Source organism: Bacteroidota bacterium, assembly GCA_016195025.1.
Taxonomy (GTDB): Bacteria; Bacteroidota; Bacteroidia; order Palsa-948; family Palsa-948; genus Palsa-948.
Window position 1 is genome coordinate 17,274 of record JACQAL010000062.1, and the last position, 26,687, is coordinate 43,960.

The window sequence follows — 26,687 nt, forward strand, 5'->3', positions numbered from 1 at the left end:
GTTTCTCCTATCATAAAATAATTTTAACTTCGTCCTCCGTTGTACGAAACACGAATGAATACGAATATCCGAATTGCTGCTCCATTTGTAAATTCGAATATTCGAACCTTTCGCGATTCGCACAACTTCTAACTTCAAACCTCTAACTTCAAACTTAAACTATGTCTTACCTCTTCACTTCCGAATCCGTTTCTGAAGGCCACCCCGATAAAGTTGCCGACCAGATTTCTGACGCGCTCATTGACCATTTTCTCGCCTATGATGCAAATTCAAAAGTTGCCTGCGAAACTTTAGTAACAACCGGGCAGGTTGTTTTGGCGGGCGAAGTAAAATCGGATGCCTACCTCGATGTGCAGGATATTGCGCGCGATGTAATAAAAAAAATCGGCTATACAAAATCAGAATATATGTTCGAGGCGAACTCATGCGGAATTTTTTCTGCCATTCACGAGCAAAGCCCCGACATTAACCAAGGCGTGGTGCGCAAGAAAAAAGAAGAACAAGGCGCAGGCGACCAGGGAATGATGTTCGGTTATGCTTGCCGCGAAACAGATAATTACATGCCGCTTCCGCTCGAACTCGCGCACACTTTGCTTCGTGAACTTGCGATTATCCGCAGAGAAGAAAAAACAATGACCTATCTCCGCCCCGATGCAAAATCTCAGGTAACGATTGAATACAACGACAAGAACCAGCCCGTGCGCATTGATACAATTGTTATTTCCACACAGCACGATGCGTTTGATTCGAACGATGATAAAATGCTGGCGAAAATTAAAACCGATGTGATTAATATTCTTGTTCCGCGCGTGATGAAAAAACTTCCGAAGCGTGTGCAGGCGTTGTTCAACAATAAAATAACCTATCACGTAAATCCCACAGGAAAATTTGTGATTGGCGGTCCGCACGGAGATACTGGACTTACCGGAAGAAAAATTATTGTAGATACATACGGAGGAAAAGGCGCGCATGGCGGTGGAGCTTTCTCAGGAAAAGATCCTTCCAAAGTTGACCGCTCGGCAGCGTATGCAACGCGCCACATTGCAAAAAATATGGTGGCTGCAGGAATCTGCGATGAAGTGCTCGTGCAGGTTGCATACGCAATCGGAGTTGCGCAGCCCGTTGGACTGAATGTGACTACTTATGGAACTTCCAAAGTGAAAATGAATGACGGAGAAATTGCAAAGCACATTCTGAAAGTTTTTGACATGCGTCCTTACTCTATTGAACAAAGATTCAATTTGCGCTCGCCCATTTATTTTGAAACTGCTTCTTACGGTCACATGGGAAGAGAAACCGTGGAAGTAACAAAAACTTTTAACGCAGGAAAGCGCGATGAGAAAAAAGTGAAAGTGAAACTTTTCCCCTGGGAAGAATTAAATTATGTGGATGCGCTGAAGAAAGAATTTTCTTTAGCTGGGAAGAGAGAGATGGTGTTGGTGTAAAATTATTTTTCGCTGCGTTTCTTCTTAAAAAATTCTTTCATCAACTCCCCGCATTCCTCCGCAAGAATCCCCGATATGATTTTTGTTTTCGGATGAATTAATTTATTCGAGAACATGGAATAGCCGCGTTTTTCATCCTTTGCACCGTAAACAATTTTTCCAATCTGTGTCCAGAAACTTGCTCCCGCGCACATGGGACAGGGTTCAATGGTGACATAAAGCGTGCATTCATTTAAATATTTCCCTCCGAGAAAAGAAGACGCCATCGTGAACGCCTGCATTTCTGCGTGAGCAGTGGAATCGGTTAATTTTTCAGAAAGATTGTGTGAGCGCGCAATTATTTTTCCATCGCAAACAATCACTGCGCCCACAGGAACTTCATCCAGTTCAAATGCCTTGCGCGCTTCTTTCAGCGCTTCACGCATAAAATGTTCATCATCCTTACTCATCTGAATACGAAAATACGAATTGTCATTCTGAGCGAAGCGAAGAATCTATATTTTTGGAACGATGGAAAAAATAACATGGCATTGCAAACACTTTAAGGATTTATCAAATGAAGAACTCTACAAAATTTTTCATTTGCGTTTATCTGTTTTTGTAGTTGAGCAAAACTGTCCTTACCAGGATGCGGACGGAAAAGATTTGAAATGTTTTCATTTATGGGGAGAGCAAAATGGGAAAATGATTGCGTATGCGAGAATTGTTCCAGCGAATGTTTCCTATAAAGAGCCATCGATTGGCAGAGTGGTTACATCCACTGAAGCAAGAAAAACCGGGGCGGGAAAAATTCTGATGGAAAAATCAATGGAGTTCATCAAAAAAGAATTCGGCAATGTTCCTGTACGAATTGGCGCGCAAAAATATTTGCAAAAGTTTTATGAAAGTTTTGGTTTTATGCGCGAAGGCAATGAATACGATGAAGATGGAATTCCGCATATCATAATGCTATATGCTCCCTGATTGTACCGAAGTACGAATCTATACGAACTTACGAACTACGAATTGTAAATTCATTTACCTTCGCTCTCACTTTTGAATTTTGATTTTTAAACTTTTGACTTAGAAATTATGCTTCGCACAAACACCTGCGGTGAACTCACAATAAAAAATGTCGGCACAAGTGTTACGCTTTGCGGATGGCTCGCTCGTTCGCGCGATTTAGGCGGAATGACTTTTATTGATTTGCGCGATCGTTATGGAATCACACAATTGGTTTTCAATATGGAAACTAATAAAGATTTATGCGAGCAGGCGAGAAAACTCGGACGTGAATTTGTTTTGCGCGCAACAGGAAAAGTTTCAGAGCGTTCAAATAAAAATCTGAAAATTCCTACTGGGGAAATTGAAATCATCGTAGATAAATTAGAAGTGCTGAACGAATCCAAAACTCCTCCTTTCACGATTGAAGATGATTCTGACGGTGGCGATGAACTCAGATTAAAATACCGCTATCTCGATTTAAGAAGAACTCCGGTAAGAAATAATTTATTGCAGCGCCATAAAGTTGCGCAGGCAGTGCGAGAATATTTTGATGCGAACGGTTTTGCCGATGTGGAAACTCCTTTCCTTATTAAATCTACTCCAGAAGGAGCGCGCGATTTTGTTGTGCCATCACGAATGAATCAGGGGGAGTTTTACGCGCTTCCGCAGTCACCGCAAACTTTCAAGCAGTTGCTGATGGTTTCCGGTTTCGATAGGTATTACCAGATTGTGCGATGTTTCCGCGATGAAGATTTACGTGCGGACAGACAACCGGAGTTCACACAGATAGATTGTGAAATGAGTTTCGTGGAGCAGGAAGATGTGCTGAATATGTTTGAAGGAATGGTGAAGCACGTTTTCAAAAAAGTGCGCGGGCTGGATTTGCCAAAATTTCCGAGGATGAAATATGATGAAGCCATGATGTATTACGGAAATGATAAACCTGATTTGCGCTTCGGAATGAAATTTACCTATGTAAAAATTTCTCCCAATGCCTGTGCGCTGTTGGAACACGATGAAAAAAATTCCGGCTTCAAAGTTTTTGATGAATCGGAAATTGTTGTTGGCATTTGCGCAAAAGGTTGCGCGGAATATTCGCGCAAGCAACTGGATGAACTTACTGAATTTGTAAAGCGTCCGCAGCTTGGAGCAGGAGGATTGGCGTATATAAAAGTAAATGCTGACGGAGCGGTTAAATCTTCCTTTGATAAATTTTACTCTGCAGAAAGATTGAAGGGAATTTCCGAATCATTCGAAGCAAAGCCGGGAGATCTGATTTTAATTCTTGCCGGAGAAAAAAATAAAACACGCAAAGCATTGTCGGAACTTCGCCTGGAAATGGGAAACAAACTTGGGCTTCGCGATAAAAATAAATTTGAATGTTTGTGGGTAATTGATTTTCCATTGCTGGAATGGAACGAAGAAGAACAGCGCTGGTTTGCGATGCATCATCCGTTCACTTCGCCAAAGAAAGAAGATATTGACTGGATGTTCAACGGCTATACGAAAAAAGATTCTCATTCTCCCAAGGCAAATGCATACGATATTGTGATTAACGGTGTGGAAGTTGGGGGTGGCTCTATCCGCATTCACAATCGTGAACTTCAGCAGCAAATGTTCAAAGTGCTTGGCTTAACCAAAGAAGAAACGGAAAGAAAATTTTCTTTCATCCTGAACGCATTTGAATACGGTGCTCCTCCGCATGGAGGAATTGCTTTTGGTTTTGACCGCCTTTGCTCTATGGTCATCAACAACGAAGATTATATCCGCGATTACATTGCCTTCCCTAAAAATAATTCCGGACGAGATATCATGCTGGATTCTCCATCTGACATTGACGGGAAGTTGAAAAAAGAACTGGGATTAAAATAATTCACAATTATTTCCGTTACGTTCGCAAAAAAGAATGTACTGAGAAAGATTCTTCATAAATTCTTGTTACCTTCACCTAACAAAAAATTAAATTGAAATATGTGTGGCATTGTAGGATACATCGGAAGCAAAGAAGCATATCCCATTCTCATTAAAGGATTGCACCGTCTTGAATATCGCGGCTACGACAGCGCGGGAGTTGCCATTCTCAATAAGGAATTGCACGTTTATAAATGCAAAGGGAAAGTTGCTGACCTTGAAAAACACATAGACAAAAAAGACACGCACGGAACCATCGGTATCGGGCATACACGCTGGGCAACGCACGGAGCGCCAAACGATATTAACGCGCACCCGCATTATTCACAGACAAAAAAATTAGTCATCATTCATAACGGAATCATTGAAAACTACGCACCGCTGAAAAAGGAATTACAGAAGCGCGGGCATAAATTCCAGAGCGATACTGATACAGAAGTTTTAATTCATCTCATCGAAGATATTTACGTGAACGAAAGCGTTGACCTGGCAGAAGCGGTTCGGCAAGCTTTGAACGAAGTGATTGGCGCGTATGCAATCGTTGTGCTTTCAAAAGATAATCCCGATGAACTCATCTGCGCAAAAAAATCCAGCCCGCTTGTAATTGGCATCGGCAAGAATGAATTTTTCATTGCATCGGATGCAACTCCCATTGTTGAGTACACAAAAAATGTTGTGTACCTCGAAGATGAAGAGATTGCTGTTGTCCCGCGAAAAGGAAAATTGGAAATCAAAACCATTCGCAATAAAAAGAAAACTCCTTACATACATGAACTCGAACTTCATCTCGAAGCGCTGGAAAAAGGCGGCTATCCGCATTTCATGCTCAAGGAAATTTATGAGCAGCCGCGCTCGGTTCGCGACAGCATGCGCGGACGATTGGTGACGAAAGAAGGAAAAGTAAAAGTGAACCTTGGCGGAATAAAAGATTACGAACAAAAAATGATTAACGCCAAGCGGATTATTTTTGTCGCCTGCGGAACTTCCTGGCATGCCGGACTTGTCGGAGAATATTTATTTGAAGACCTCGCGCGCATTCCCGTGGAAGTGGAATACGCTTCCGAATTCCGCTATAGAAATCCAATCATTGGCGAAGACGATGTGGTGATTGCAATTTCACAATCGGGCGAAACTGCCGACACGCTTGCCGCCATCGAACTCGCGAAATCAAAAGGCGCAACCATTATCGGAATTTGTAATGTAGTCGGCTCAACAATTCCGCGCACCACGCACGCGGGTTCTTACACGCACGCAGGACCGGAAATCGGAGTGGCATCTACCAAAGCATTCACTGCGCAAATCACTCTTCTTACTTTAATGGCGCTTCGCATTGCGAAAAAGAAAGGCAGCATTTCCGAATCAAGATATTTTGAATTAATAAATGAACTGGATGAAATTCCTGCGAAGATTGAAAAAATGCTGAAGAAAAATGATGAAGTAAAAAAACTTGCAAAGGTTTTCAAAGACGTTCACAACTTTCTTTATCTCGGAAGAGGATATACTTTTCCCGTTGCGCTGGAAGGCGCGCTCAAGCTGAAAGAAATTTCTTACATACACGCGGAGGGTTATCCTGCTGCTGAAATGAAGCACGGACCCATTGCACTTATAGATGATGACATGCCGGTGGTGGTGATTGCAACCAAAGGCGCATGGTATGAAAAAGTGATGAGCAACATACAGGAAGTGAAAGCGCGCAAAGGAAAAATAATTGCCATCGTTACCGAGCGCGATAAAGTTGTGAAGCAGCACGCAGATTATGTAATTGAAATTCCGGAGACCGATGAAATTCTTGTCCCGCTGATTTCAGTAATTCCCCTGCAGCTTCTCGCTTATCATATTGCGGTAATGCGCGGCTGCAATGTTGACCAGCCCAGAAATTTAGCAAAGAGCGTTACAGTAGAGTAAGATTATTCTGGAAGTTTGTTATCTTAGCAGTATAATCCTATTCTATTGAAAACAAAATTACTTTCTCTTTTTATTTTTTACTATGTAGGTGCGGGTGCACAAACAAATGTTCCCGGAGGAAATGTATATGGAGCTTGGACGCTTGCTGGCTCTCCGTATAATGTGAGCGGACACATTACTGTTCCAAAAGACTCTACTCTTACAATACAACCCGGAGTGAATATTGTTTTTCAAGGGCATTATAAATTTAATGTGCGAGGCAGGGTGTTTGCGGCAGGAACATCAAGCGATACGGTTGTTTTTACTGCTGCTGATACATCGATTGGATGGTGGGGAATGCGTTATGACAGCATTTTAGTAACCCAAGACTCTTCTCTTTTTGTTTATTGTAAACTGCAATATGGAAAAGCAAACACCGGAACCGGAAATGATTTGTATGGGGGAGCAATTATGGTAAATAATTTTTCTAAAATCAGAATTGCAAATTGCATGATTACAAATAATTTCTCTTCCGGAGGAGGCGGGATTTGTTTTAATTCTTCTAATGGCACCATTTCTAACTGTACTGTCAGCAATAATACCGCCTCGGTTTCTTCCGCCAATTCTAATACTTATTCTTACGGTGGCGGGATTTATTTTAGTTCTTTTTCGGGCACCATCTCTAACTGTACTGTTAGCAACAACTCAGTGTTTTCGTCTTCTTCTAATTCTTATGGTTCTTATTCTTATGGTGGAGGAATTTATTTTATAACTTCTTTTTTAGCCACTATCTCTAACTGCACCGTTAGCAATAACACCGCCTCTGCTTTTTCTTCTAATTCTCTTTATTCTTCTTCTTATGGTGGTGGGATTTATTTTGATTTAAGTGCCGCATTTCCACCTCCCACCGGTGGTACTATTACTAACTGCACCATTAGCAACAACACTTGCTCGAATGCTTATTATTCTTATGGCGGAGGAATTTATTTTTCTTCTTGGGCGTATTCTAATTTTGCAGGAGGATTTATTACTAACTGTACCATCCAAGACAACTCATCTTCTTCCGGTGGCGGAGGGATTTATTTTGGTTCTTTGCACTCAGGCCCTGTCATTACTAATTGCATCATTAATAATAACACTTCGCGCTATGGTGCCGGAATTGATTGTAGTTCCTATGGTGGTACTATTACTAATTCCACAATCAGCAACAATTTTTCTATTTCTTCTTTTTCTTACGGTGGCGGTATTTACGGAGGCATGGATACCATTGCTGACTGTATTATCAGCAATAATTCTTCTTCTTACGGTGGCGGAGTTTATTCTTCTTCTGGTGCCATCACAAATTGTGCTATTATTAATAATACCGCATTCAGTTCAAGTGAAGGAGGCGGAGGAATTTATTTTTTAGGTAGTCCTACAGTTACTAATTGTACCATTGCAAATAATGATGCAACTGGAACAAGCGGAGGAGGTGGAGGATTATTTTTCAAGAATAATTCTGACCCGGATTTTATTAATTGTATTCTATATGGTAACACCGCCTCCAGCGGCAATGGAGCAAATATTTATTTATATGATAGTTTGAGCAATCCATCTTTTTCTTATTGTGATATTCAGGGAAGCAGCGCGGCTATTTATAATAACTCGGGAACTTATTCGGGTTCTTATACTAACAACATAGATTCTGTTCCTCTTTTTGTTGCTCCTTCAGCGGGTGCTGGCACAGGTTTCAACGGGCTTATTGCAAACTGGCATCTTCAAACTACTTCTCCCTGTATTGATATGGGAGATCCGAACAACACAATCGGTTTTTATCCTGCCAGTGATTTAGGAGGAAATCCACGCGTAGTAGTTTGCAGGATAGATATGGGTGCGTATGAAGATCAAAACGGGCTGCCGTTTTTAGTTTCACTCTCTATTCAGCAAAATATTTATTGCGTTGGTAATGGCAACGGTGCAGCAACTGTCACAGTAAGTAACGGCACACCTCCTTATACATATAGTTGGAGCAGCGGAGAAACTACTTCTGCAGTTACAGGCCTTTCAGCTGGAACGTATACAGTTATTGTAACGGATGCAGGTAACTGTTCAAAGACGGGTATCGTTACCATTACACAACCCAATCTTATTATAAGCATGACATCTGTCCAAACAGCATGTAACGCAAATACAGGAACTGCTTCTGCTTCTCCTTCGGGTGGAACTTCACCTTATACTTTTATATGGAACAATGGCCAAACAACTTCAGTGACCACAGGGCTTGGCACAGGAAATTATACCGTTACAATTACGGATGCAAACGGGTGTACAAAAAATGCAATTGCTTATATTACACCAAAGCCCAGCCCCAATGTAACCACTTCTGCCACTCAAACTAATTGCTCGCCTTCGACCGGAACAGCAGCAGCCACCGCATTGGGTGGCGCCTCTCCTTATACTTATTTATGGAGCGATGGGCAAACTACTTCGGTGGCAACAGCACTTGCTGCCGGCAGTTATACGGTAGTTGTAACTGACAGCTATGGCTGTACAAAAACAGCAACTGTTTCTGTTACACAAAAATCTAATCCCAACGTAACTACTTCTACCACTCAAACTAATTGCTCTTCTCCAACAGGAACAGCGACCGCATCTGTATCTGGCGGCACCTTTCCCTATACGTATTTATGGAGCAACAATGCAACTACTCAGCAAGCAAATAATTTGGCAGCAGGAAATTATTCGGTAACAGTAACAGATGCGAATGGCTGTACTTCTTCTGACAGTGTTACAATTTCACAATTTCCTTCAGTTCTTACAAATCAAAATGTTTCCATTTGTAATGGTGATAGCATCTTGGTTGGAGGTAATTATCAAACAACAGCAGGAACATACAATGATACTTTGCAAACGGTGAATGGGTGTGATAGTGTTATTGTAACAGCACTTACAATAAATTCCTTACCATCCGTTTCCCTTTCCCTCAACCCCGATACAGTTTGTATAAGTTCAGGAGCATACGCCCTTACAGGAGGTTCACCAAACGGAGGGATTTATTCAGGAGCAGGAGTAAGCGCTGGAAATTTTAATCCAAGTATGGCAGGCAATGGATTGCACAATATTATTTACACCTACACCGATGCAAACAACTGTACCAACAGCGATACCGCGCATGTATTTGTAGATTTATGTACGGGAGTGCAAACTTATTTTAATAGTGAAGAAATTATTATTTCTCCCAATCCAACAACCGGAATTTTTACCATTCAATTTGCAGACCCTTCGACTTTGCTCAAGGTGACAGCCGTTGAAATTACAAATCTCTTGGGAGAAAAAATTTACTCATCGGTAATAAATTCAAGCAAGTCAGAAATTGATTTAAGCAAAACCTCCAAGGGAATTTATTTCATTAAAGTAATTTCAGAGGCGGGAGTTGTTACAAGAAAATTAATTCTCCAGTAAGATTTTCATTTCGTATCTTTGTATCACAATACTTTTAACATGGTTCTCACAATAAATAAAAATTCATCTCTCAGGGAAGTGGAAAAACTTCTTTCCCGTCTTTTCAGCAAAAAGAAAAAAGGGCTGAACGCAAGAAAATATTGCGGAATAATTCATCTCAAACGCGATGCCTTGCAAATCCAAAAGGATTTAAGAAATGAATGGGAATAATCTCGTAGCCGATACAAATATAATCCTGTATTTGTTTAACGGTGACGAACGTCTTGCAGAAATACTTTCCGAAAAACAAGTGTATGTATCCTTTATTACCGAATTAGAGGTTTTAAGTTTTCGTGAATTTTCCAAATCAGACCTTGCTAAAGCCGAGCAATTTCTTTCTCAATGCAAAATCATTGACATCAATGATTCCATTAAAAAGAAATCTGTAGAAATCAGAAAAAACTCTTCTTTAAAACTTCCCGATGCTATAATAGGAGCAACTGCTATTTATCTCGGACTTCCGCTCATTTCTGCTGACAGCGATTTCAGGCGGATTAAGGAATTGGAATTGATACATTACGCGCTCTAAATTTTTATTTTTGCTGATCTTATGAAAATTTCCTTCAACTGGCTCAGGCAATATATTCCTCTTGACATTTCCCCGGAGAAAACTGCCGAACTATTGACCGATTCAGGATTGGAAGTAGAAAGCGTAGAAAAATTTGAAGCGGTGAAAGGCGGACTCGAAGGTTGCATCATCGGTGAAGTGAAGACAAAAGAAAAACATCCCGATGCGGACAGGTTAAGCGTCACCACTGTTGACATCGGCACAGGAACTCTTCTCAATATTGTTTGCGGAGCACCTAATGTTGCCGCAGGACAAAAAGTAATTGTGGCAACTGCCGGAACAACTTTATATCCGACAAAAGGTGAACCCATCACGTTGAAGAAAGCAAAAATCCGCGGAGCAATATCAGAGGGAATGATTTGCGCAGAAGATGAACTCGGACTTGGTGAATCGCACGAAGGAATTTTGGTGCTGGATGCAAAAGTGAAAGTAGGAACTCCCGCAAAAGAATATTTCAAAATAGAATCAGATTACATTCTTGAAATCGGATTAACGCCCAACCGTGCCGATGCCGCTTCGCATATTGGAGTTGCAAAAGATTTGTTCGCGAAATTAAATTGGAATCTTCCTGAAAATAAATTTGAATTGAATGTGCCTTCGGTGAATGAGTTTGCAGCAGAAAATAACAAACTAAAAATTGAAGTTAAGGTTGAAGATGCAGAAGCATGTCCGCGATATTCGGGAATTATAATAAGCGGAATAACCGTAAAAGAATCTCCCGACTGGCTGAAAAAAAGATTGCAGTCCATCGGCTTGAAACCGATAAATAATATTGTGGATGCAACCAATTTTATTTTGCACGAAATCGGCCAGCCGCTGCACGCATTTGATGCAGATAAAATAGACGGGAAAAAAGTTATTGTAAAAAAACTTTCTGCCGGAACAAAATTCACAACGCTCGATGGAATTGAAAGAACACTTACTGCGGATGATTTAATGATTTGCTCCGCAAAAGAGCCAATGTGCATTGCAGGAGTTTTCGGAGGAATGAAATCCGGAATCACCAGAGAAACGACAACTATTTTTCTGGAGAGCGCTTACTTCTCCCCTGCTTCCATCCGCAAAACAGCAAAACATCACGCACTAAAAACCGATGCATCTTTTCGTTTCGAGCGCGGCACCGACCCGAACATTACCGTTTATGCTTTGCAAAGAGCCGCATTGCTCATTAAAGAAATTGCCGGAGGAAAAATTTCTTCCGACATTGCAGATATTTATCCGAAACCGATTGAAGAAAAGAAAATCGCTTTCTCTTTTCATTACTGCGACACGCTGCTTGGAAAACAAATTGACCGCGCGCAACTCAAACGGATTTTAAATCTTCTGCAAATAGAAATTGTAACCGAAGGAGGCGAAACGCTTCTGCTCGCAGTTCCGACTTTTAAAACCGATGTGGAAGGCGAGCACGACATTGTAGAAGAAATTCTCCGCATTTACGGATGCAACAATATTAAAATTCCTTCGGCTGTCCGCTCATCTCTTTCATATATCACAAAACCCGATGCGGAAAAACTTCGCAACATAATTTCTGACTTACTCTGCGGAATGGGCTTCACGGAAATTATGTCCAACTCGCTCACAAATTCCGGCTATCTTGATTTGCTTTCATCGGAAAAAGAAAATGCAATTGAACTGCTCAACCCTCTCAGCCCCGAATTAAATGTGATGCGCTCCACGCTTTTCTTCAGCGGGCTGGAAGCAATTGCGTACAACCAGAACAGAAAAAATTCTGATTTGAAACTTTTTGAATTTGGAAAAACGTATAGTAAGTCAAAAGTCAAAAATCAAAAGTCAAAAGAAGAAGAAAACTTTATCGAAACAAATCATCTCGCATTATTTCTCTGCGGAAGAAAGCAAAATGAAAGTTGGAATGCCCAGCAGGGGAGCATAGATTTTTTTCATCTGAAATCTTTTGTGGAAAATGTTTTGGAGAGAGTCGGAATTGAAGCAGAGCAGGTTTCTGAAATGAGTTCGGAAATTCTTTCTTCCGGTTTATCTTATGAATCAAAAAATAAAAAAATTGTTGAACTTGGTTTTGTAAAAAAATCTTTTCTAAAAAAGTTTGATATTAAACAGGATGTTTTTTATGCTGACTTCAACTGGGATATTATTCTTGATTTGTCAAAAAATATTTCCATTCAATTTAAAGAAATTCCAAAGTTCCCTGAAGTGAGAAGGGACTTGGCATTGGTGGTTGACAGAAACATGAAATATGATTTGCTGGAATCACTCGCCTACCAAACCGAAAAAAATCTTCTGAAGAATGTGAACCTGTTCGATGTGTATGAAGGCGACAAAATCGAATCAGGGAAAAAATCCTACGCGCTGAGTTTTATTCTGCAGGATGAAAATGCCACGCTTACCGACAAAGAAGTGGACAGCGTGATGGAAAAATTAATGAAAACCTATAAAGAAAAAGCCGGAGCGGAAATACGGAAATAAAAAATCCTCCCCATTTTTGCAGAGAAGGATTTTTTATTCGCTCAACTTCACTCAATCCACCAACAGTTCCAGCCACTGGCTCCAGCCGTGCGCTCCGTCTTTGAGCGTTACCTGAAAGCGGAAGAAATAGGTGGTTGCGTGCGTGAGCCCCGGCACTTTGGTGGTTCCTTTAGTGGTAACGGGCAAATCGGTGAAGGTTATTTTATCCAGCGTCAGCTGCCACTGAACGGAAAAGCGTTTTTCCCCGTGCATCACTTTTTTCACATTCACCGCAAGTTTCACCGTGCCTTTCACCTTGGTGTTCGTTGCCGTGAAATCATCTTTGCTGTGCGGGGTGCGGAGTTCCACATCAAAGCCCGAACTTTCAATCAGCGCCACTGCTTTTTCGGTGTTGTTGAGGTCATCCGCCAGCCCCTGCACATAGCCCTGGAGCAGGTGCATCTGGTTGGTCATTGGTTTTTTCGCCACCGTGCGCGCAGCGGCAGTTCCCCTCGCCTTGCTCAGCGCAGTGTTTGCAGCCACATCATACGCCTTTATAGTGTTGTCAAATGTTCCGGTATCTGCCACCGCAACGGGAAGATTAGCAGGAATAAAAACGCCCGGCTTATCCCGCATGCTGGTTCGGATGAGTTCCATTTTGTTCCGGTAGCCGCTTAGGGTTTTCAATTTACGCAAGTGCAATACTGCCACCGCCCGTTTTTCGGTTACCACAGGCAGAGCGGGAGTAATTGCCAGCAGAAGGATGTGTTTGTAACCAAATTCATCCCGAATCTGAGTTACTTGAAATTGTGTTTTTTTCATTTTGAAAAATTTAAAGGTTTATGTTTGATTAATTTTTCGATTATTTCAGAACTTACGCAGAAGTTTAGTGAGTATTGTCATTTCGACCATAGGGAGAAATCTCGTATGTTTGGCACAAAGGAGATTCCTCGCTTCGCTCGGAATGACACCGTTTTGCGTAAGTCCTATATTTATAAGATGAGTGTAAAATTGACCCGATTTTCGCTTCCGGGGACATGTACTTCGATACTAAGGACGTGTACTTCGATACTAAGGACGTGTTCTTCGGTACTGAGGACGTGTTCTGCGGTACTAAGGACGTGTTCTTCGGTACTGAGAACGTGTACTGCGGTACTGAGAACGTGTTCTTCGGTACTGAGAACGTGTTCTTCGGTACTAAGGATGTGTACTGCGGTATTGGGAACGTGTACTGCGGTATTGGGAACGTGTGCTGCGGTACTGGGAACGTGTGCTGCGGTACTGGGGACGTGTACTCAGGAACTGAGGACGTGTTCTCAGGCGCTGAGTACACGTGCTGAACTGATGAATCCGGGGCATCAGCAACTTTTGCGTCTGCTCCTTTCTTGTCTTTTGTATCTGTTGCCTGTGTTTTCATTTCTGTTTTTCCGTTTGGTTTCTGATTCTATATAGTTGAACGTAAAAACAGACACATTGATACGCGCAGTTTGTGAAACTGCGCTTTAGGTTTGCCAAAAGCATGTTTCGGTTTGTGAAATGATTCGGATAAGAAGCGCGCTGCTATAGAGAAAAACCCATTTGAGCAAGATTTTTTCTTCCTTCTTCGGTAATGGGGACGGGTTTTTTGCTGTTCATAATAAGGTAATGAGAATTATCGAAGCCATCTATTTCATTCACGTTTACAAAGTAGGAACGGTGAACGGAGCAAAATAATCCGCACGCTTTCAGAAGCTGGCAATACTGCTTCAGCGTAGCGGTGATTGTTTTAGGAGGTTTGCCGTTTGTAAAATGAAAGGTAACGTAAGAGCCATCGGCTTCAATAAATTCAATGCAGGAAGGAAAAACATACGAGGTGCGCCCGAGTTCGTGAAGCGGAATTTTCTTTTCCATTTCCATAGCAAATTTTTTTTGCCAATTCTTTTTCCATCATGGGTATTTAAAAAAGAACAACGTATAACTTTTATTATTATTGCAACGAACAACACTAAACAAAGTTTGAACCAAAATGATAAGTGGCGGGATTTTTTTAGTAAGTGGTAAGGGGAAGCGAATTATTTTTCTCGATGAGTTCGGCAGCAAACTCAACCAATTTAAAGTGGAAGAAAAAGGAATGGGGCAGTTGAATATTTCAGCCATCAATCTTTCATCAGGCGTTTATTCTTATTCGCTCATTGTGAACGGAAAAATGGTTGATACGAAGAAGATGCTGAAGAATAAGTAACTTTGTTGAAATAGTAGAGAGATGAAAAAGATATTAAGTATAATAGCAATTGCAACTGCAAATTTTTGTGCAGCACAAATTACCGGAGGACAATTTGCTCCTACTAATTCTCAATGGTTGCAAGAATCAGACATTTGGCAAAATCCGCCACCACACTTAGTAACTACTTATTATCAGTTTATATTAAAAAATGACACTGTTATTAACGGTAAAAATTATGGCAGGTTATACAGTTCAAATACTCATTTACTTGATTCTTCTTTATCTTGTTATAGTTTTTGGAATTTTATTTACTATGATTCTAACAAAGTTTATATTGGAAATAATCCTGATTCAATGAAATTGACTTTTGATTTCAATTTAGCAAAAGGAGATTCTTTTATTTTTTATACGAAATACTGCTTATCCCAACCATCATATAAATGTGCAATTGACAGCGTTGATACTATTACATTAGGGAGCAAGCAAAGGAAAAGAATTTTTTTTAGTGCTTTTTATAATAATGTACAGCCGCATATTACTTGGGTTGAAGGCGTAGGAGATATGAGATATGGATGGTACACTGATTATGGCTGCCTTACATATTTAGTAGGGTTTGGCGACTCCTTTTATTTAGATTGTTTCACGGATAATACTCAAACAACATTTGGGACTTGTTCTTATGGAAGTTGCTCAGCAGGAGTTGAAGAGAGCAATTTAAATAGAGAATTAAGAATTTTTCCCAATCCATCAAATGGCATTTTTGTAATTCAAAAAGGATGGAAAGAAATAAATACTATTAAAGTTTTTAATCTACTTGGAGAAAGGATATACTTTGCAAGTATTAATTCTGAAACAACTACAATTGACTTAAGTAATCAGAAAGACGGAATTTATTTTGTACAAATAAAAACTGAAGACGGAACTGCAAGCAAAAAAATAATCATCCAGCATTAAATGAAAAAGGTATTTTCTTCTTACCTCTTGCTTGTCAATTCTTACATGTGCTTTGCACAAATTACTTTTCAGAAGACATTTGGTGGAACAGATAGTGATGTTGGGCGCTCTGTTGTGCAAACCAGCGATGGTGGATTTATAGTGACAGGATATACTTGGGGTTTTGGCAATGGTGGTATTGATGTCTATTTAATCAGGGCTGATTCAAATGGCAATACACTTTGGACAAAAACTTATGGAGGAACAAGTGACGATGTGGGTTATTCTGTTGAACAAACAGCTGATGGAGGATTTATTGTATCAGGATTTACGGAGAGTTTTGGCAATGGCAATAGAGACGTTTATCTAATCAGGACTGATGCAAACGGGAACATGCTTTGGACAAAAACCTTTGGAGGAACACTTGATGAAGAAGGTTATTCCGTTCGGCAGACCAATGGAGGGGGGTTTATTGTTACGGGATATACAGATAGTTTTGGCGGTTCTTTTTATCAAGTATATTTAGTAAATACTGATGCAAACGGGAACATACTTTGGACAAGCACCTATGGTGACGGCAACGGTTATTCAGTACAACAAACCAGCGATGGAGGTTTTATTGCTACAGGGTATACCGGCAATGTTGTTTATTTAATCAGGACTGATGCTACCGGAAATCAACTTTGGACCAAAACATTTGGAGGACCTACATGGGTAAATGCTGAAGGCAATATGGTTAAGCAGACGAGCGATGGGGGATTTATTATAGTAGGATACAGAGATACTGTAACCGTGCCAAATTATATAGATCATGTAGATGTTTATTTAATCAGGACTGATGCAAATGGCAACGCACTCTGGGCAAAAACCTTTGGTGGATTAGGCAATGAATTTGGCTATTCCGTTGAGGAGGTAAACGATGGTGGATTTGTTGTGGCAGGTCGTACCTGGAGTTTTGGATTTGGCGGTTGGGATGTATATTTATTTAAAACCGATGCTAACGGTAGTAATCTTTGGTCAAAAACATTTGGAGGAACAAGTGATGATTTTTGTTATTCTGCTCAGCAAACCAGTGATGGAGGTTATGTTTTAACAGGGTTTACAGAAAATTTTGGTTCTGGGTTAACTGATGTTTATTTAATCAAAACCGATTCTAACGGAAACTCTTATTGCAATGAAACTTCACCAAATACTATTGTAGTCATTCCTGTAACTACTGTAAGTGCTGGCAGTACGCAAACAAATGTTTCCACAATTGTAACCTCACCTGCAACTATTGTTAGTACGGGCGGAGTCGAATCTTCGCTTTGTTCAAATGCGGGTATTGGAACTGATTATTCAATAAATGCTGACCTAAACATATATCCTAATCCCGTGCAAAATAAGTTTTATTTAGAGACAACATCAAAAAACAAAGATGAAATTGAAATCAATTTAGTTGATGTTTACGGAACGCAAGCAATTGAAAATGTAAAAAGCAACAATCAGTTAACGCAAATAACTGTGAGCGGTTTAAGTGATGGAATTTATTTCGTCAGAGTAAAAACAGAGCAGGGAACTGCAACAAAAAAAATAATCATCCAGCATTAAATGAAAAAGGTATTTGTATTAATTGCCTACTGCCTACTGCCCACTGCCTACTGCTGTTATAGCCAAATGCAGCCCGCTGATTCTTTGCCGGGGACTTATGCCGGAGAATTATGGTTGGCTAATCCTTCAACAAACCCGTGGTCAATTACTAATGATACTCTTTTTGTTAATGTATTGCTGAATGAAGGATTCAGCATTGATAATAATTCAACCGTGTTGATTGACGTGCAGGACTGCCCTTTAAATCCCTTCTTCTATACAGGCACTGCTCCGCCACAACCCGCGCCTGCTTCTTATGTTCCTAAAAACACTCCTATTCCTACTCAATAAAATTATTTTCTTCAACTGTCCACCATAGGTGGCTCCGCCTGCTCAATAGTAAATAAAAATAGATGTGAGCTATTTGAGAGAGGGAATTATTACAAAGAAGATTATTATTCAACGATAGTGCTCAACAGCGAAAGTTATCATTTTGCGAATCAAGATTTCCTATTTTCCCTGAATTAGATTTCTAAGTTTTGAACCAGGTAAATTTGCTTTTCGGTTTTTGAACCCTTTCCTTTACACTACAAATTTTAAACACCACTGACATGAAACAAGCATTACTCTTCTTACTGGCACTGCCAATTCTCGCTTTTTCAGAAAACAAAATTTCTTCTCCGGAAAACTACAGCGCTTATTTTGAAAAAGCGTACCAGCAGTATCCTTCCATTCCGCGCGGAGTGCTGGAAGCGGTGGCATACACGAACACGCATATTCAGAACATCACGCATAACCCGGGCGATGCGGAGAGTTGCGCGGGGCTTCCTTATTATTATGGCGTGATGGGACTGGTGAAAGACGGGAAAAATGTTTTCAGAAACAATCTGGTAACTGTTTCGCAGATGTCGGGCATTGCAGTGAACGATATGCTGAATGACGCGGAAAAAAATATTCTCGCCTATGCAGCGGCTTATGCGCAGGCGCAGAACAACTTTTCACCCAACGGCAATCTTCCCAATGGAAAATCAACAGTGGAATCACAACTTCCGGTGATTATTTATTTAAGTGAACTTCCGAACAGCGGTTCTTTGCAGGATAATTTTACGATGAATACTAATTTATATTCCGTTTTGAATTTTCTCAATGATAAAAATAATTCGAAGCAATATAATTTTCCGCAGTACAGCATCAATCTTGAAAAAGTTTTCGGCAAAGAAAATTACAAAGTGCTTTCTTCCTCTCATATAAAAGCAAGCGATTATAAAATAACCAATGAAAACGGAAATGAATATGAATATGATAATTCTATTCCGCAGAATAATTTGAAAAATGATTTGCCGGTAACCCAATCCACCGATTATGCTCCTGCCATCTGGAATGCGGCTGCAAGCTGCAATTATACGGTGGGAAGAAGTGTTGCAATTTCTGCCGTAGTTATTCACGACACGGAGGGAAGTTACGCAGGCGCGATTGCCTGGTTTCAGGATTGCTCGTCCTCTGTTTCTGCGCATTATGTGCTGCGCTCTTCCGATGGGCAGGTAACGCAAATGGTGCTGGAAAAAAATAAGGCGTGGCACGTGGGAACAGAAAATGGTTACACCATCGGAATTGAACACGAGGGCTACCAGGCGAAAACCGGCTGGTACACCACTGCCATGTATAATTCTTCCGCCAATCTTGTAAAAGATATTTGCAACAGCGGCTATGGAATCAATCCCGCCACTTGCTGGAACGGTCCTTCCTGCAATGGAATCTGCCTCCTCTCCACTTCTTACAGAATAAAAGGCCATCAGCATTATCCCAATTCCAACCACGATGACCCGGGACCAAACTGGAACTGGTATACGTATTATAATTTGCTGAACGGTTCTTCGCCTCCGCCCTCTACTGCTCCCGCGAATGATAATTGTTCCGCAGCGCAAACGCTTACTCCGGGCACAACTTGCGTCAGCACTTCGGGCGATGTATCAGGCGCAACGCAGAGCGGACTTTCAAAAGCAAGTTGCGATGTTTACTCTGGAACTCCCGCGCTGAAAGATGTGTGGTATAAATTTACCGCCACTGCAACTACGCACACGATAACATTAACTCCCTCATCAGGAATGGATGGCGTTCTTTCTTTATATACTTCCTGCAGCGGAAATCAAATCGGATGTTCAGATAATGGCGGTGGTCCCGGTGGAACGGAAAAAATTTCTGCAAGTGCATTAACGGTTGGCTCCACCTATTTCATCCGCGTGTATAGTTATGGTTCATCCACGCCTTCCACTACCACATTTAATATCTGCATAACTGCTCCGCCTGCATCCACTGCTCCTTCGAATGATAATTGTTCGAATGCCATTGCGCTCACGCCCAACACCAGTTGTGTTTCCACTTCGGGAACGCTTGCAAATGCAACCGTGAGCGGGCTTTCAAAAGCAAGTTGCGATGCTTCCAGTTATTCTTCGCTGAAAGATGTTTGGTATAAATTCACCGCCACAGCAACTACGCATACAATTACCTGCACTCCTTCCTCCGGCTTGGACGCGGTTTTGTCTTTATATACTTCCTGCAGCGGAAGCCAAATCGGATGTTCGGATAACGGAGGCGGTCCCGGTGGAACGGAAAAAATTTCTGCAAGCGGATTAACGGTTGGCTCTGCTTATTATATCCGCATTTATCCTTACGGCTCTTCTTCTCCAACAACGAACACCTTTAATGTGTGCGTAACGGCTCCGTCTTCAACTCCGCCACCCGCTGTGAACTGCACCAAAACTTACAAGACCACGATTGAAGGATTTGATGTGTACCAGCATAACTCGGGAGCCATTATGTTCCGCGCCAAGATGGCGATTGATGCCGATGGAAGCCCGCGCGCTTATGGTCCGAATGATTCGGGTTTGGATTACACCGCCAATGCCGGCTATCCCGGAAACTGGTGGGGAGTTGTTACCGATTCATACGGCAACCCGATTATTCAAACTTCGAGCGACCCGTATCCGGGATTATATGTTTCCACCACTTCACTTGTGAACAGTGCCTACTCTTCCACAAAAACCCAGCACTATGTAAACTCCGAAGTCGTTCCGTTTTTTGTGCTTCCTTCGGCAATTACTTCCATGGGCGTGAAGTTGGGCGATGTGGCGTATGTGTACAACACTTCGAACGGAAAAAGTTGCTACGCGATTTTTGCCGATGGCGGTCCTTCCGGAAAATTGGGAGAGGGCTCCATTTATCTTGCGAATCAACTCGGAATAAATTCCAACGCGCGCACGGGCGGAACTTCATCGGGAATTATTGACTATGTGATTTTCCCGAACTCCGGCTACGGGCAGGGAACCATTCCCTCTGTTTCACAAATCAACTCCATCGGCTCCACAAAACTGAATGCCATTGGCGGAAGCGGAATTACTTCCTGCATTCCTGCGGCTCCGCCCATTATTTCCCAAAGAGACGCATCAACTGCTGAAGAAGAAAAAAATTCTCCGGTTGAAGTTGCCGCGGAAAATTCTCTTGTGGTTTATCCGAATCCCTTTGACGGAATTACGCTTCACGGAAAATTTTCGGTTGCCGGTGATAATGCAATGAGCGTAAAAATTTATGACATGACCGGAAGGGAAATTTTCTCCAGGCAACTAATTGTTTCAGTAGGAGAATTTACGCTTCCGTTTGATGAAAAACTTCAGAATGGAATGTACATTCTGCAGGGAATTGTAAACGATAAATCGTTTACGCAGCGATTGATTGTGCGGTAGGAAAAATAATTCTTTCAGAAGAAGCAATCGGCAATTCCGGTTGCTTCTTTTATTTATATTCTCATAATTTATAATTCAACTGCTTCACCGTTTTATTTTTCCATTCCGAAAAAGTTCCGTCAATAATTTTTTTCCGTGCTTCGCGCATGAGCGAAGCATAAAATGCGAGGTTGTGAATGCTGGCAATCTGTGAAGCGAGCATTTCATCCGCCATGTTTAAGTGGCGCAGGTATGCTTTGGAATAATTTTTATCTACGAAAGAAGTTCCGTTTTCATCTATAGCAGAAAAGTCATCTTTATATTTCGCATTGCGGATGGAAATTGTTCCCTGCGAAGTAAAAAGCATTCCGTTGCGCGCGTTGCGCGTGGGCATCACGCAATCGAACATGTCAATGCCAAGCGCAATGCATTCCAAAAGTTGCGCGGGAGTTCCCACGCCCATTAAGTAGCGCGGTTTTTCTTTCGGAAGAATGCCGCAGACAATTTCCGCCATGGAAAACATTTCTTCTTCCTCTTCGCCTACCGATAAACCGCCAATTGCATTGCCTTCAAAGTTCATGGAAGAAATAAATTCTGCGGACTGAATTCTCAAATCTTTGTAAACGCTTCCCTGAACGATGGGAAATAACGCTTGAGCAAACTTCCCCCCTTCGGGGGGATAGAGGGGGGCTGTTTCATCAAATCTTTTTTTGCATCGCTTCAGCCAGCGATGTGTCATGTCCATGCTTTCTTTTGCATACGTGTATTCGCAGGGATAAGGCGTGCATTCATCAAACGCCATAATAATATCCGCGCCAATCGAGCGCTGAACATCAATGGCTTTTTCGGGAGAGAAAAAATGAGTGGAGCCGTCAATCTCTGAAACAAATTTTACTCCTTCTTCCGAAATTTTTGGTTTCGGCAATTTGAAACCATCCGGATTTTTTTTTCTCCGTTCATCACCGAGCGAAAAAATCTGGAAGCCGCCACTGTCGGTGAGCATGGGCAAATCCCACCCGATGAATTTATGCAGCCCGCCTGCTTTTTCAATCACATCAATGCCGGGCTTGAGATAGAGATGATAGGTGTTTCCCAAAATGATTTGTGCGCCAATGTCATCTTTCAGTTCGTGCTGGTGAACTGCTTTCACGGTGCCGCGCGTTCCCACGGGCATGAAGACGGGCGTTTGAATTTTTCCGCGAGCCGTTTCTATTTCTCCCGCGCGCGCTTTTGTTTCTTTATTGGTATGTTCAATTCTGAATTTCATTTTCCTGGTTACGAATGACAAATCTGTAACGAATTTTACGAATCTAAAGATTTTTTCACTCGCGTATGATTTGTAACATTCGTAAAACTATTCGTTAATTCGTTACCGGAAAATGTTAAGAAGAATGTTAAAATCTGTAAAAGATAATTTACATCGCAAGAGCGGATGAAATTAACTTCGCCAAAAAAATATTTCCGTGCCTGAATTCAGTTTGCAGTTTGTTGTGTTTATTATTTTCTGTTTGTCCATTGCGGTTTTGCTCTGGTATTACTTTTTTTTCTTCGCGCGTCTTGCTTTTTATAAGGAACATCAACCGTCAACCATCAACCATCAACCGGTTTCTGTTGTCATTTGCGCCAAGAACGAAGACCATAACCTGCCGGAATTTCTTCCGCTGATTCTCTCGCAGGATTATCCGGAGTATGAAGTGGTGGTCGTAGATGACTGCTCGTGGGATAACACGCCCGATGTGCTGCGCGAGTTTGAAAAAAAATATTCCAACCTGAAAGTGATTACGATTAAGGAAGACCTCAAACATTATCACGGAAAAAAATTTGCGCTCATGGTGGGAATTAAAGGCGCTTCGCACGATTATCTGCTGCTCACCGATGGCGATTGCAAACCGCTCAGCAACCAGTGGCTGAAAAAAATGATGAGCAAATTTTCCGCAGGGAAAGAAATTATGCTCGGCTACAGCAAGTATGAAAAACTTCCCGGCTTGCTGAATAAACTAATCCGCTTCGATACGTTTCACATTGCGCTTCAGTATTTTTCTTTTGCCATGGCGGGAAAACCGTATATGGGAATCGGAAGAAACCTCGCTTACAAGAAAGAACTTTTTTTCCGGCATAAAGGATTCGCCACGCATTACCACATTGAATCGGGCGATGATGATTTGTTCATCAACGAAGCAGCAACAGAAAAAAATGTGGCGGTGGAATTTTCGGAAGGAAGTTATACCGAATCGCGCGTGAAAAAAGATTGGAAAGGTTGGATTGAACAAAAGCGAAGGCATCTCACCACATGGAAAGAATATAAACTGTCAGATAAATTCCGGTTAGGGCTTTATCCGTTTTCGCAGGCAATTTTCTGGCTTTCGTTTATCGCGTTACTAATTGCGAACAAACATGAACTGTTTTTTGAATATGATTTATATCTTATTCTCGGATTGCTCGCGCTGCGGTTAATTTCCCAATGGATAATTTTCAAGTTCGCCCTTGCTCAATTAAAAGAGAAAGATTTATTCTTAACTTCGTTGTTCGCAGAATTGTTTTTGCTGGTGTTTTATCCGGCACTTTCAATTTCAAACGCGCTCTTCCGCAGAAAAAAATGGAAAAGAATATAAGCGGCAATCTTTCCGCCAAAGGAGTTTACGACTGGAAACTTATTCAGCGCGCCTTGAAAAAAGGCGACCAGAAAGCGTTTGCTGAACTGATGGGAAGATACAAGGATACCATTTTTTTTACTCTGCTGAAAATGATTCGCGATAAAGATGACGCGGAAGATTTAACCATTGAAGCATTCGGAAAGGCATTCCGGAATCTTAGCCAGTACACTCCCGATTTTTCCTTCAGCACGTGGCTTTTTAAAATTGCCACCAACAACTGCATTGACTTTATCCGAAAAAGAAAAGAAGCAGTTTCTCTTGACCGTACGTATGAAACGAAGGATGGCAACACAGTTTCCATTGAACCGCCATCAAATTTCCTGAACCCCGAAGAAAAAGCCATTAAGAAGCAAAAAATAAAACTCATGCATACAGTTGTGGAAAAACTTCAGCTCCGTTACCGCAGGTTAATCGAACTGCGGTATTTCCAGGAAAAAACATACGAAGAAATAGCCGCAGAACTGAAACTGCCCATAGGAACCGTGAAAGCCCAGCTTTTTCGCGCCCGCGAACTGCTCTATCATACCCTCAGGCGCATGGAAGACAAAATTTAATTCTTTCGCAGAATTATTCTCCAAAATATTTTTGTTTCATCTCAAATAAATTTTACCTTTGTTGTTTGTATCTCAAAACACCTTCTTAAAAAACACCGGATGAAAAAATTTTTACCCGTATTCTTCATCGCCCTGAATTTTTTCTTCACCGCAAAATTATTCGCGCAGGATAATGTTGGCATCGGAACCAACACGCCCAACGCCAGCGCGCTGCTGGAACTTCTTTCCACCAATAAGGGATTGCTGATTCCCAGAGTTCCTCTGCTATCGAACACCGATGTGGTAACTATTCCTTCCCCTGCGGTAAGTTTACTGGTATATAATACCAATGCCGCTATGGTGAACGGAGGATTAGGTTTCTGGTACTGGGACGGAACACAATGGGTGCAGGCAATTGGTCCTGCCGGTCCTATGGGCCCGATGGGTCCCACCGGTCCTGCAGGAGCAAACGGAGCCACTGGTCCGCAAGGTCCCACGGGTGCAGCAGGCGCTAACGGAAATAATGGAGCAACGGGTCCAACCGGTGATACAGGTCCTGCCGGTGCAAATGGAACTAACGGAACAAATGGAGTAACCGGTCCCACAGGAGATACAGGCCCTGCCGGTGCGAATGGAACTAATGGAACCAACGGAACAAATGGCGTAACGGGTCCTACCGGTGCAAACGGAACGAATGGAACCAACGGAACAAATGGTACCAATGGTACCAACGGAACAAATGGCGTAACGGGTCCTACCGGTGCAAACGGAACGAATGGAACCAACGGAACTAATGGTACCAATGGAACAAACGGAACAAATGGCGTAACGGGTCCTACCGGTGCAAATGGAACGAATGGAACTAACGGAACAAACGGAACTAATGGCGTAACGGGTCCTACCGGTGCAAATGGAACGAATGGAACTAACGGAACAAACGGAACTAATGGAACAAACGGAACCAATGGAACTAATGGCGCAACAGGTCCTACCGGTCCTACGGGAGCAAATGGAACCAACGGAACAAACGGCACGAATGGAACCAACGGCACAAACGGAACAAACGGAACCAACGGCACGAATGGAACCAATGGCGCAACCGGTCCAACCGGTCCGGTTGGATGCGCAACTACAAATTATCTTATAAAATATAACGGAGGCGCAACTTGCAGCCGCTTGTTTGATGACGGAACCTATGCAGGCATAAATCCTACTTACGGTCCTGTAAATGACTTCTGGACTATTCTGCAAGGAGGCGGTTCATTCGGAACCAATGGCGCATCAAGAGTGTTGGTTGGCTGGTACAGAGGAGCCGATCCCATTGTTGAGCCCACCAATAATGCAACCGGGTATGTGGGTTATTATGCCGCACCTTTCTTTAACGCATGGTGGGGAATGAATGCCTATAATTACTGGGTGATTTCCAAGCGTGAACAAAAAAGAAATATTAATTCTGTAAATGACGATGCGGCATTAACGGAATTGGTGATGGAAGACATTGACAAAATAAAACCTTCTTTCTATAAATATATTACTGAGAAGGATAATCTTGACAATGATGTAAAATACAGGCACCAGATGCATTTGGGAGTTATTGCAGATGAATCTCCCGATTATATTTTAGGCGAAGCATTTGATAAAGTAGATATTTATGGAATTGCCACCTTATCATTGGCGGGAGTAAAAAATAACAGGAAAGAAATCAAAGAAATCAAAAGTTATCTGGGAATGAGTTCCAGCGTGAACGTAAGTGATTTCGGAAATGCTACCCTGAACGGCTCTGAAACATGGATTAATTTCTCTGAGGACTTTGCCAGAAAAATTTCTTCCGGCAACTTGCCTGTCATCACGCTTACTTCCAATAATCCGTCTGTAACACTAAGCGTAACGGAGAAGAGCGCGCAGGGATTCAAAGTGGCTGCCTCCATGGCAACTTCCGATTTATCGGTTGACTGGATTGCAATGGCGAAAGTGAAAACAGAATCCTCACAGGAGAAATCAAATCTTTCTTCGCAGGTTTCACCTTACCTGATGGAGCGGCTGCATGTTCCTGCATCCACGAAGAGTTCAATCATCAGCAATCTCGCTTCTTTGAACACCGCATCTCCTGCTGCCAAAGGGGCGCTGAATTTCGAAAATAGAATTCGCTGACGCCTGCCTTCTTAAAACAAAAAGCCGCCCCTATTTCGAGGCGGCTTTTTTTTATTCCGCTCAGCCAATCACCACCGGAACGGGCGCGCATAGTTCGCCAATGTTTCCTTTAGAATCCTCGTAGAGGGCGCTGTGCCATGCCACTTTGCGCAAATCCTTGTCTTCAAAATGCACCGTGAAAAATCCGCGTTTGGCATCGCCCATGTATTTGAACTGGTCTGCCGAAGGCACA

Annotated in this window: 22 protein-coding genes; 17 read left to right on the forward strand and 5 right to left on the reverse strand. The window is 41.9% G+C overall.

Annotation, left to right across the window (positions count from 1 at the left end):
* Positions 1–161 precede the first annotated feature (161 nt).
* A complete protein-coding gene (locus HY063_12595; GenBank protein MBI3502621.1) occupies positions 162–1,445 on the forward strand; it encodes a methionine adenosyltransferase in 1,284 nt (427 codons plus the stop codon).
* Positions 1,446–1,447: 2 nt separating this feature from the next.
* On the opposite strand, the gene HY063_12600 is transcribed toward HY063_12595, so the two are convergent.
* Positions 1,448–1,894 (reverse strand): nucleoside deaminase, encoded by a 447-nt coding sequence (locus HY063_12600; protein ID MBI3502622.1) that lies wholly within the window; start codon positions 1,892–1,894, stop codon positions 1,448–1,450.
* 61 nt (positions 1,895–1,955) lie between these two features.
* On the opposite strand from HY063_12600, the gene HY063_12605 reads away from it, so the two are divergent.
* From HY063_12605 to HY063_12635, 7 genes are all read left to right on the forward strand, one after another.
* Entirely contained in the window at positions 1,956–2,408 is a 453-nt protein-coding gene (locus HY063_12605) for a GNAT family N-acetyltransferase (protein ID MBI3502623.1), read from the forward strand.
* Positions 2,409–2,516: 108 nt separating this feature from the next.
* The gene (aspS, locus tag HY063_12610) at positions 2,517–4,301 is read left to right on the forward strand and encodes an aspartate--tRNA ligase (protein MBI3502624.1); all 1,785 of its coding nucleotides are present in this window, start codon (positions 2,517–2,519) and stop codon (positions 4,299–4,301) included.
* Positions 4,302–4,400: 99 nt separating this feature from the next.
* Positions 4,401–6,245: a glutamine--fructose-6-phosphate transaminase (isomerizing) gene (gene glmS / locus HY063_12615; GenBank protein MBI3502625.1), complete on the forward strand. Its 1,845-nt coding sequence runs from the start codon at positions 4,401–4,403 to the stop codon at positions 6,243–6,245.
* Between the two features lie 45 nt (positions 6,246–6,290).
* Positions 6,291–9,665: a right-handed parallel beta-helix repeat-containing protein gene (locus HY063_12620; protein ID MBI3502626.1), complete on the forward strand. Its 3,375-nt coding sequence runs from the start codon at positions 6,291–6,293 to the stop codon at positions 9,663–9,665.
* 39 nt (positions 9,666–9,704) lie between these two features.
* Positions 9,705–9,875, forward strand: coding sequence for a hypothetical protein (locus tag HY063_12625; protein ID MBI3502627.1), 171 nt, complete (start codon positions 9,705–9,707; stop codon positions 9,873–9,875).
* Positions 9,862–10,233, forward strand: a complete 372-nt coding sequence (locus HY063_12630) for a type II toxin-antitoxin system VapC family toxin (GenBank protein ID MBI3502628.1) — start codon at positions 9,862–9,864, stop codon at positions 10,231–10,233. The genes HY063_12625 and HY063_12630 overlap by 14 nt, the downstream gene beginning before the upstream one ends.
* A 21-nt stretch (positions 10,234–10,254) precedes the next feature.
* Positions 10,255–12,714 (forward strand): phenylalanine--tRNA ligase subunit beta, encoded by a 2,460-nt coding sequence (locus HY063_12635; GenBank protein MBI3502629.1) that lies wholly within the window; start codon positions 10,255–10,257, stop codon positions 12,712–12,714.
* A gap of 51 nt (positions 12,715–12,765) precedes the next feature.
* On the opposite strand, the gene HY063_12640 is transcribed toward HY063_12635, so the two are convergent.
* Positions 12,766–13,515, reverse strand: coding sequence for a hypothetical protein (locus HY063_12640; protein ID MBI3502630.1), 750 nt, complete (start codon positions 13,513–13,515; stop codon positions 12,766–12,768).
* 215 nt (positions 13,516–13,730) lie between these two features.
* On the opposite strand from HY063_12640, the gene HY063_12645 reads away from it, so the two are divergent.
* The gene (locus HY063_12645; protein MBI3502631.1) at positions 13,731–14,033 is read left to right on the forward strand and encodes a hypothetical protein; all 303 of its coding nucleotides are present in this window, start codon (positions 13,731–13,733) and stop codon (positions 14,031–14,033) included.
* 220 nt (positions 14,034–14,253) lie between these two features.
* Here the strand turns inward: HY063_12645 and HY063_12650 are convergent, their stop codons facing one another.
* Positions 14,254–14,583 carry a LytTR family transcriptional regulator gene (locus HY063_12650; GenBank protein MBI3502632.1) on the reverse strand — a complete coding sequence of 110 codons (330 nt, stop codon included), beginning with the start codon at positions 14,581–14,583 and terminating at the stop codon, positions 14,254–14,256.
* 115 nt (positions 14,584–14,698) lie between these two features.
* On the opposite strand from HY063_12650, the gene HY063_12655 reads away from it, so the two are divergent.
* The 5 genes from HY063_12655 (at position 14,699) to HY063_12675 (ending at position 21,138) form a co-directional block, all read left to right on the forward strand.
* Complete coding sequence (locus HY063_12655; protein ID MBI3502633.1) at positions 14,699–14,914, forward strand: hypothetical protein; 216 nt, start codon at positions 14,699–14,701, stop codon at positions 14,912–14,914.
* A 21-nt stretch (positions 14,915–14,935) separates the two neighbouring features.
* Positions 14,936–15,850 carry a T9SS type A sorting domain-containing protein gene (locus HY063_12660; GenBank protein ID MBI3502634.1) on the forward strand — a complete coding sequence of 305 codons (915 nt, stop codon included), beginning with the start codon at positions 14,936–14,938 and terminating at the stop codon, positions 15,848–15,850.
* Positions 15,851–17,419 carry a T9SS type A sorting domain-containing protein gene (locus HY063_12665; GenBank protein ID MBI3502635.1) on the forward strand — a complete coding sequence of 523 codons (1,569 nt, stop codon included), beginning with the start codon at positions 15,851–15,853 and terminating at the stop codon, positions 17,417–17,419.
* Positions 17,420–17,749 carry a hypothetical protein gene (locus tag HY063_12670; GenBank protein ID MBI3502636.1) on the forward strand — a complete coding sequence of 110 codons (330 nt, stop codon included), beginning with the start codon at positions 17,420–17,422 and terminating at the stop codon, positions 17,747–17,749.
* Positions 17,750–18,009: 260 nt separating this feature from the next.
* A complete protein-coding gene (locus HY063_12675; GenBank protein MBI3502637.1) occupies positions 18,010–21,138 on the forward strand; it encodes an N-acetylmuramoyl-L-alanine amidase in 3,129 nt (1,042 codons plus the stop codon).
* A 61-nt stretch (positions 21,139–21,199) separates the two neighbouring features.
* Here the strand turns inward: HY063_12675 and tgt are convergent, their stop codons facing one another.
* Positions 21,200–22,384 (reverse strand): tRNA guanosine(34) transglycosylase Tgt, encoded by a 1,185-nt coding sequence (gene tgt, locus HY063_12680; GenBank protein MBI3502638.1) that lies wholly within the window; start codon positions 22,382–22,384, stop codon positions 21,200–21,202.
* Positions 22,385–22,580: 196 nt separating this feature from the next.
* Between tgt and HY063_12685 the strand changes: the two genes are divergently transcribed.
* The 3 genes from HY063_12685 (at position 22,581) to HY063_12695 (ending at position 26,455) form a co-directional block, all read left to right on the forward strand.
* Positions 22,581–23,729 (forward strand): glycosyltransferase, encoded by a 1,149-nt coding sequence (locus HY063_12685; protein ID MBI3502639.1) that lies wholly within the window; start codon positions 22,581–22,583, stop codon positions 23,727–23,729.
* Entirely contained in the window at positions 23,714–24,325 is a 612-nt protein-coding gene (locus HY063_12690; GenBank protein ID MBI3502640.1) for a sigma-70 family RNA polymerase sigma factor, read from the forward strand. Before HY063_12685 ends, HY063_12690 begins: the two co-directional genes overlap by 16 nt.
* A 99-nt stretch (positions 24,326–24,424) precedes the next feature.
* Entirely contained in the window at positions 24,425–26,455 is a 2,031-nt protein-coding gene (locus HY063_12695) for a collagen-like protein (protein MBI3502641.1), read from the forward strand.
* Between the two features lie 60 nt (positions 26,456–26,515).
* On the opposite strand, the gene HY063_12700 is transcribed toward HY063_12695, so the two are convergent.
* The coding region (locus HY063_12700) for a hypothetical protein (GenBank protein ID MBI3502642.1) at positions 26,516–26,687 on the reverse strand (172 nt) is incomplete at its 5' end.

What these genes read in the sequence shown, in the direction of transcription:
- HY063_12640 (MBI3502630.1), bottom strand. Translation starts at nt 13,515, where the DNA reads ATGAAAAAAACACAATTTCAAGTAACTCAGATTCGGGATGAATTTGGT.
- HY063_12675 (MBI3502637.1), top strand. Translation starts at nt 18,010, where the DNA reads ATGAAACAAGCATTACTCTTCTTACTGGCACTGCCAATTCTCGCTTTT.
- HY063_12650 (MBI3502632.1), bottom strand. Translation starts at nt 14,583, where the DNA reads ATGGAAAAGAAAATTCCGCTTCACGAACTCGGGCGCACCTCGTATGTT.
- HY063_12595 (MBI3502621.1), top strand. Translation starts at nt 162, where the DNA reads ATGTCTTACCTCTTCACTTCCGAATCCGTTTCTGAAGGCCACCCCGAT.
- HY063_12635 (MBI3502629.1), top strand. Translation starts at nt 10,255, where the DNA reads ATGAAAATTTCCTTCAACTGGCTCAGGCAATATATTCCTCTTGACATT.
- HY063_12600 (MBI3502622.1), bottom strand. Translation starts at nt 1,894, where the DNA reads ATGAGTAAGGATGATGAACATTTTATGCGTGAAGCGCTGAAAGAAGCG.
- HY063_12625 (MBI3502627.1), top strand. Translation starts at nt 9,705, where the DNA reads ATGGTTCTCACAATAAATAAAAATTCATCTCTCAGGGAAGTGGAAAAA.
- HY063_12645 (MBI3502631.1), top strand. Translation starts at nt 13,731, where the DNA reads ATGTACTTCGATACTAAGGACGTGTACTTCGATACTAAGGACGTGTTC.
- HY063_12665 (MBI3502635.1), top strand. Translation starts at nt 15,851, where the DNA reads ATGAAAAAGGTATTTTCTTCTTACCTCTTGCTTGTCAATTCTTACATG.
- HY063_12605 (MBI3502623.1), top strand. Translation starts at nt 1,956, where the DNA reads ATGGAAAAAATAACATGGCATTGCAAACACTTTAAGGATTTATCAAAT.
- aspS (MBI3502624.1), top strand. Translation starts at nt 2,517, where the DNA reads ATGCTTCGCACAAACACCTGCGGTGAACTCACAATAAAAAATGTCGGC.
- HY063_12630 (MBI3502628.1), top strand. Translation starts at nt 9,862, where the DNA reads ATGAATGGGAATAATCTCGTAGCCGATACAAATATAATCCTGTATTTG.
- HY063_12655 (MBI3502633.1), top strand. Translation starts at nt 14,699, where the DNA reads ATGATAAGTGGCGGGATTTTTTTAGTAAGTGGTAAGGGGAAGCGAATT.
- HY063_12660 (MBI3502634.1), top strand. Translation starts at nt 14,936, where the DNA reads ATGAAAAAGATATTAAGTATAATAGCAATTGCAACTGCAAATTTTTGT.
- HY063_12690 (MBI3502640.1), top strand. Translation starts at nt 23,714, where the DNA reads ATGGAAAAGAATATAAGCGGCAATCTTTCCGCCAAAGGAGTTTACGAC.
- glmS (MBI3502625.1), top strand. Translation starts at nt 4,401, where the DNA reads ATGTGTGGCATTGTAGGATACATCGGAAGCAAAGAAGCATATCCCATT.
- tgt (MBI3502638.1), bottom strand. Translation starts at nt 22,384, where the DNA reads ATGAAATTCAGAATTGAACATACCAATAAAGAAACAAAAGCGCGCGCG.
- HY063_12695 (MBI3502641.1), top strand. Translation starts at nt 24,425, where the DNA reads ATGAAAAAATTTTTACCCGTATTCTTCATCGCCCTGAATTTTTTCTTC.
- HY063_12670 (MBI3502636.1), top strand. Translation starts at nt 17,420, where the DNA reads ATGAAAAAGGTATTTGTATTAATTGCCTACTGCCTACTGCCCACTGCC.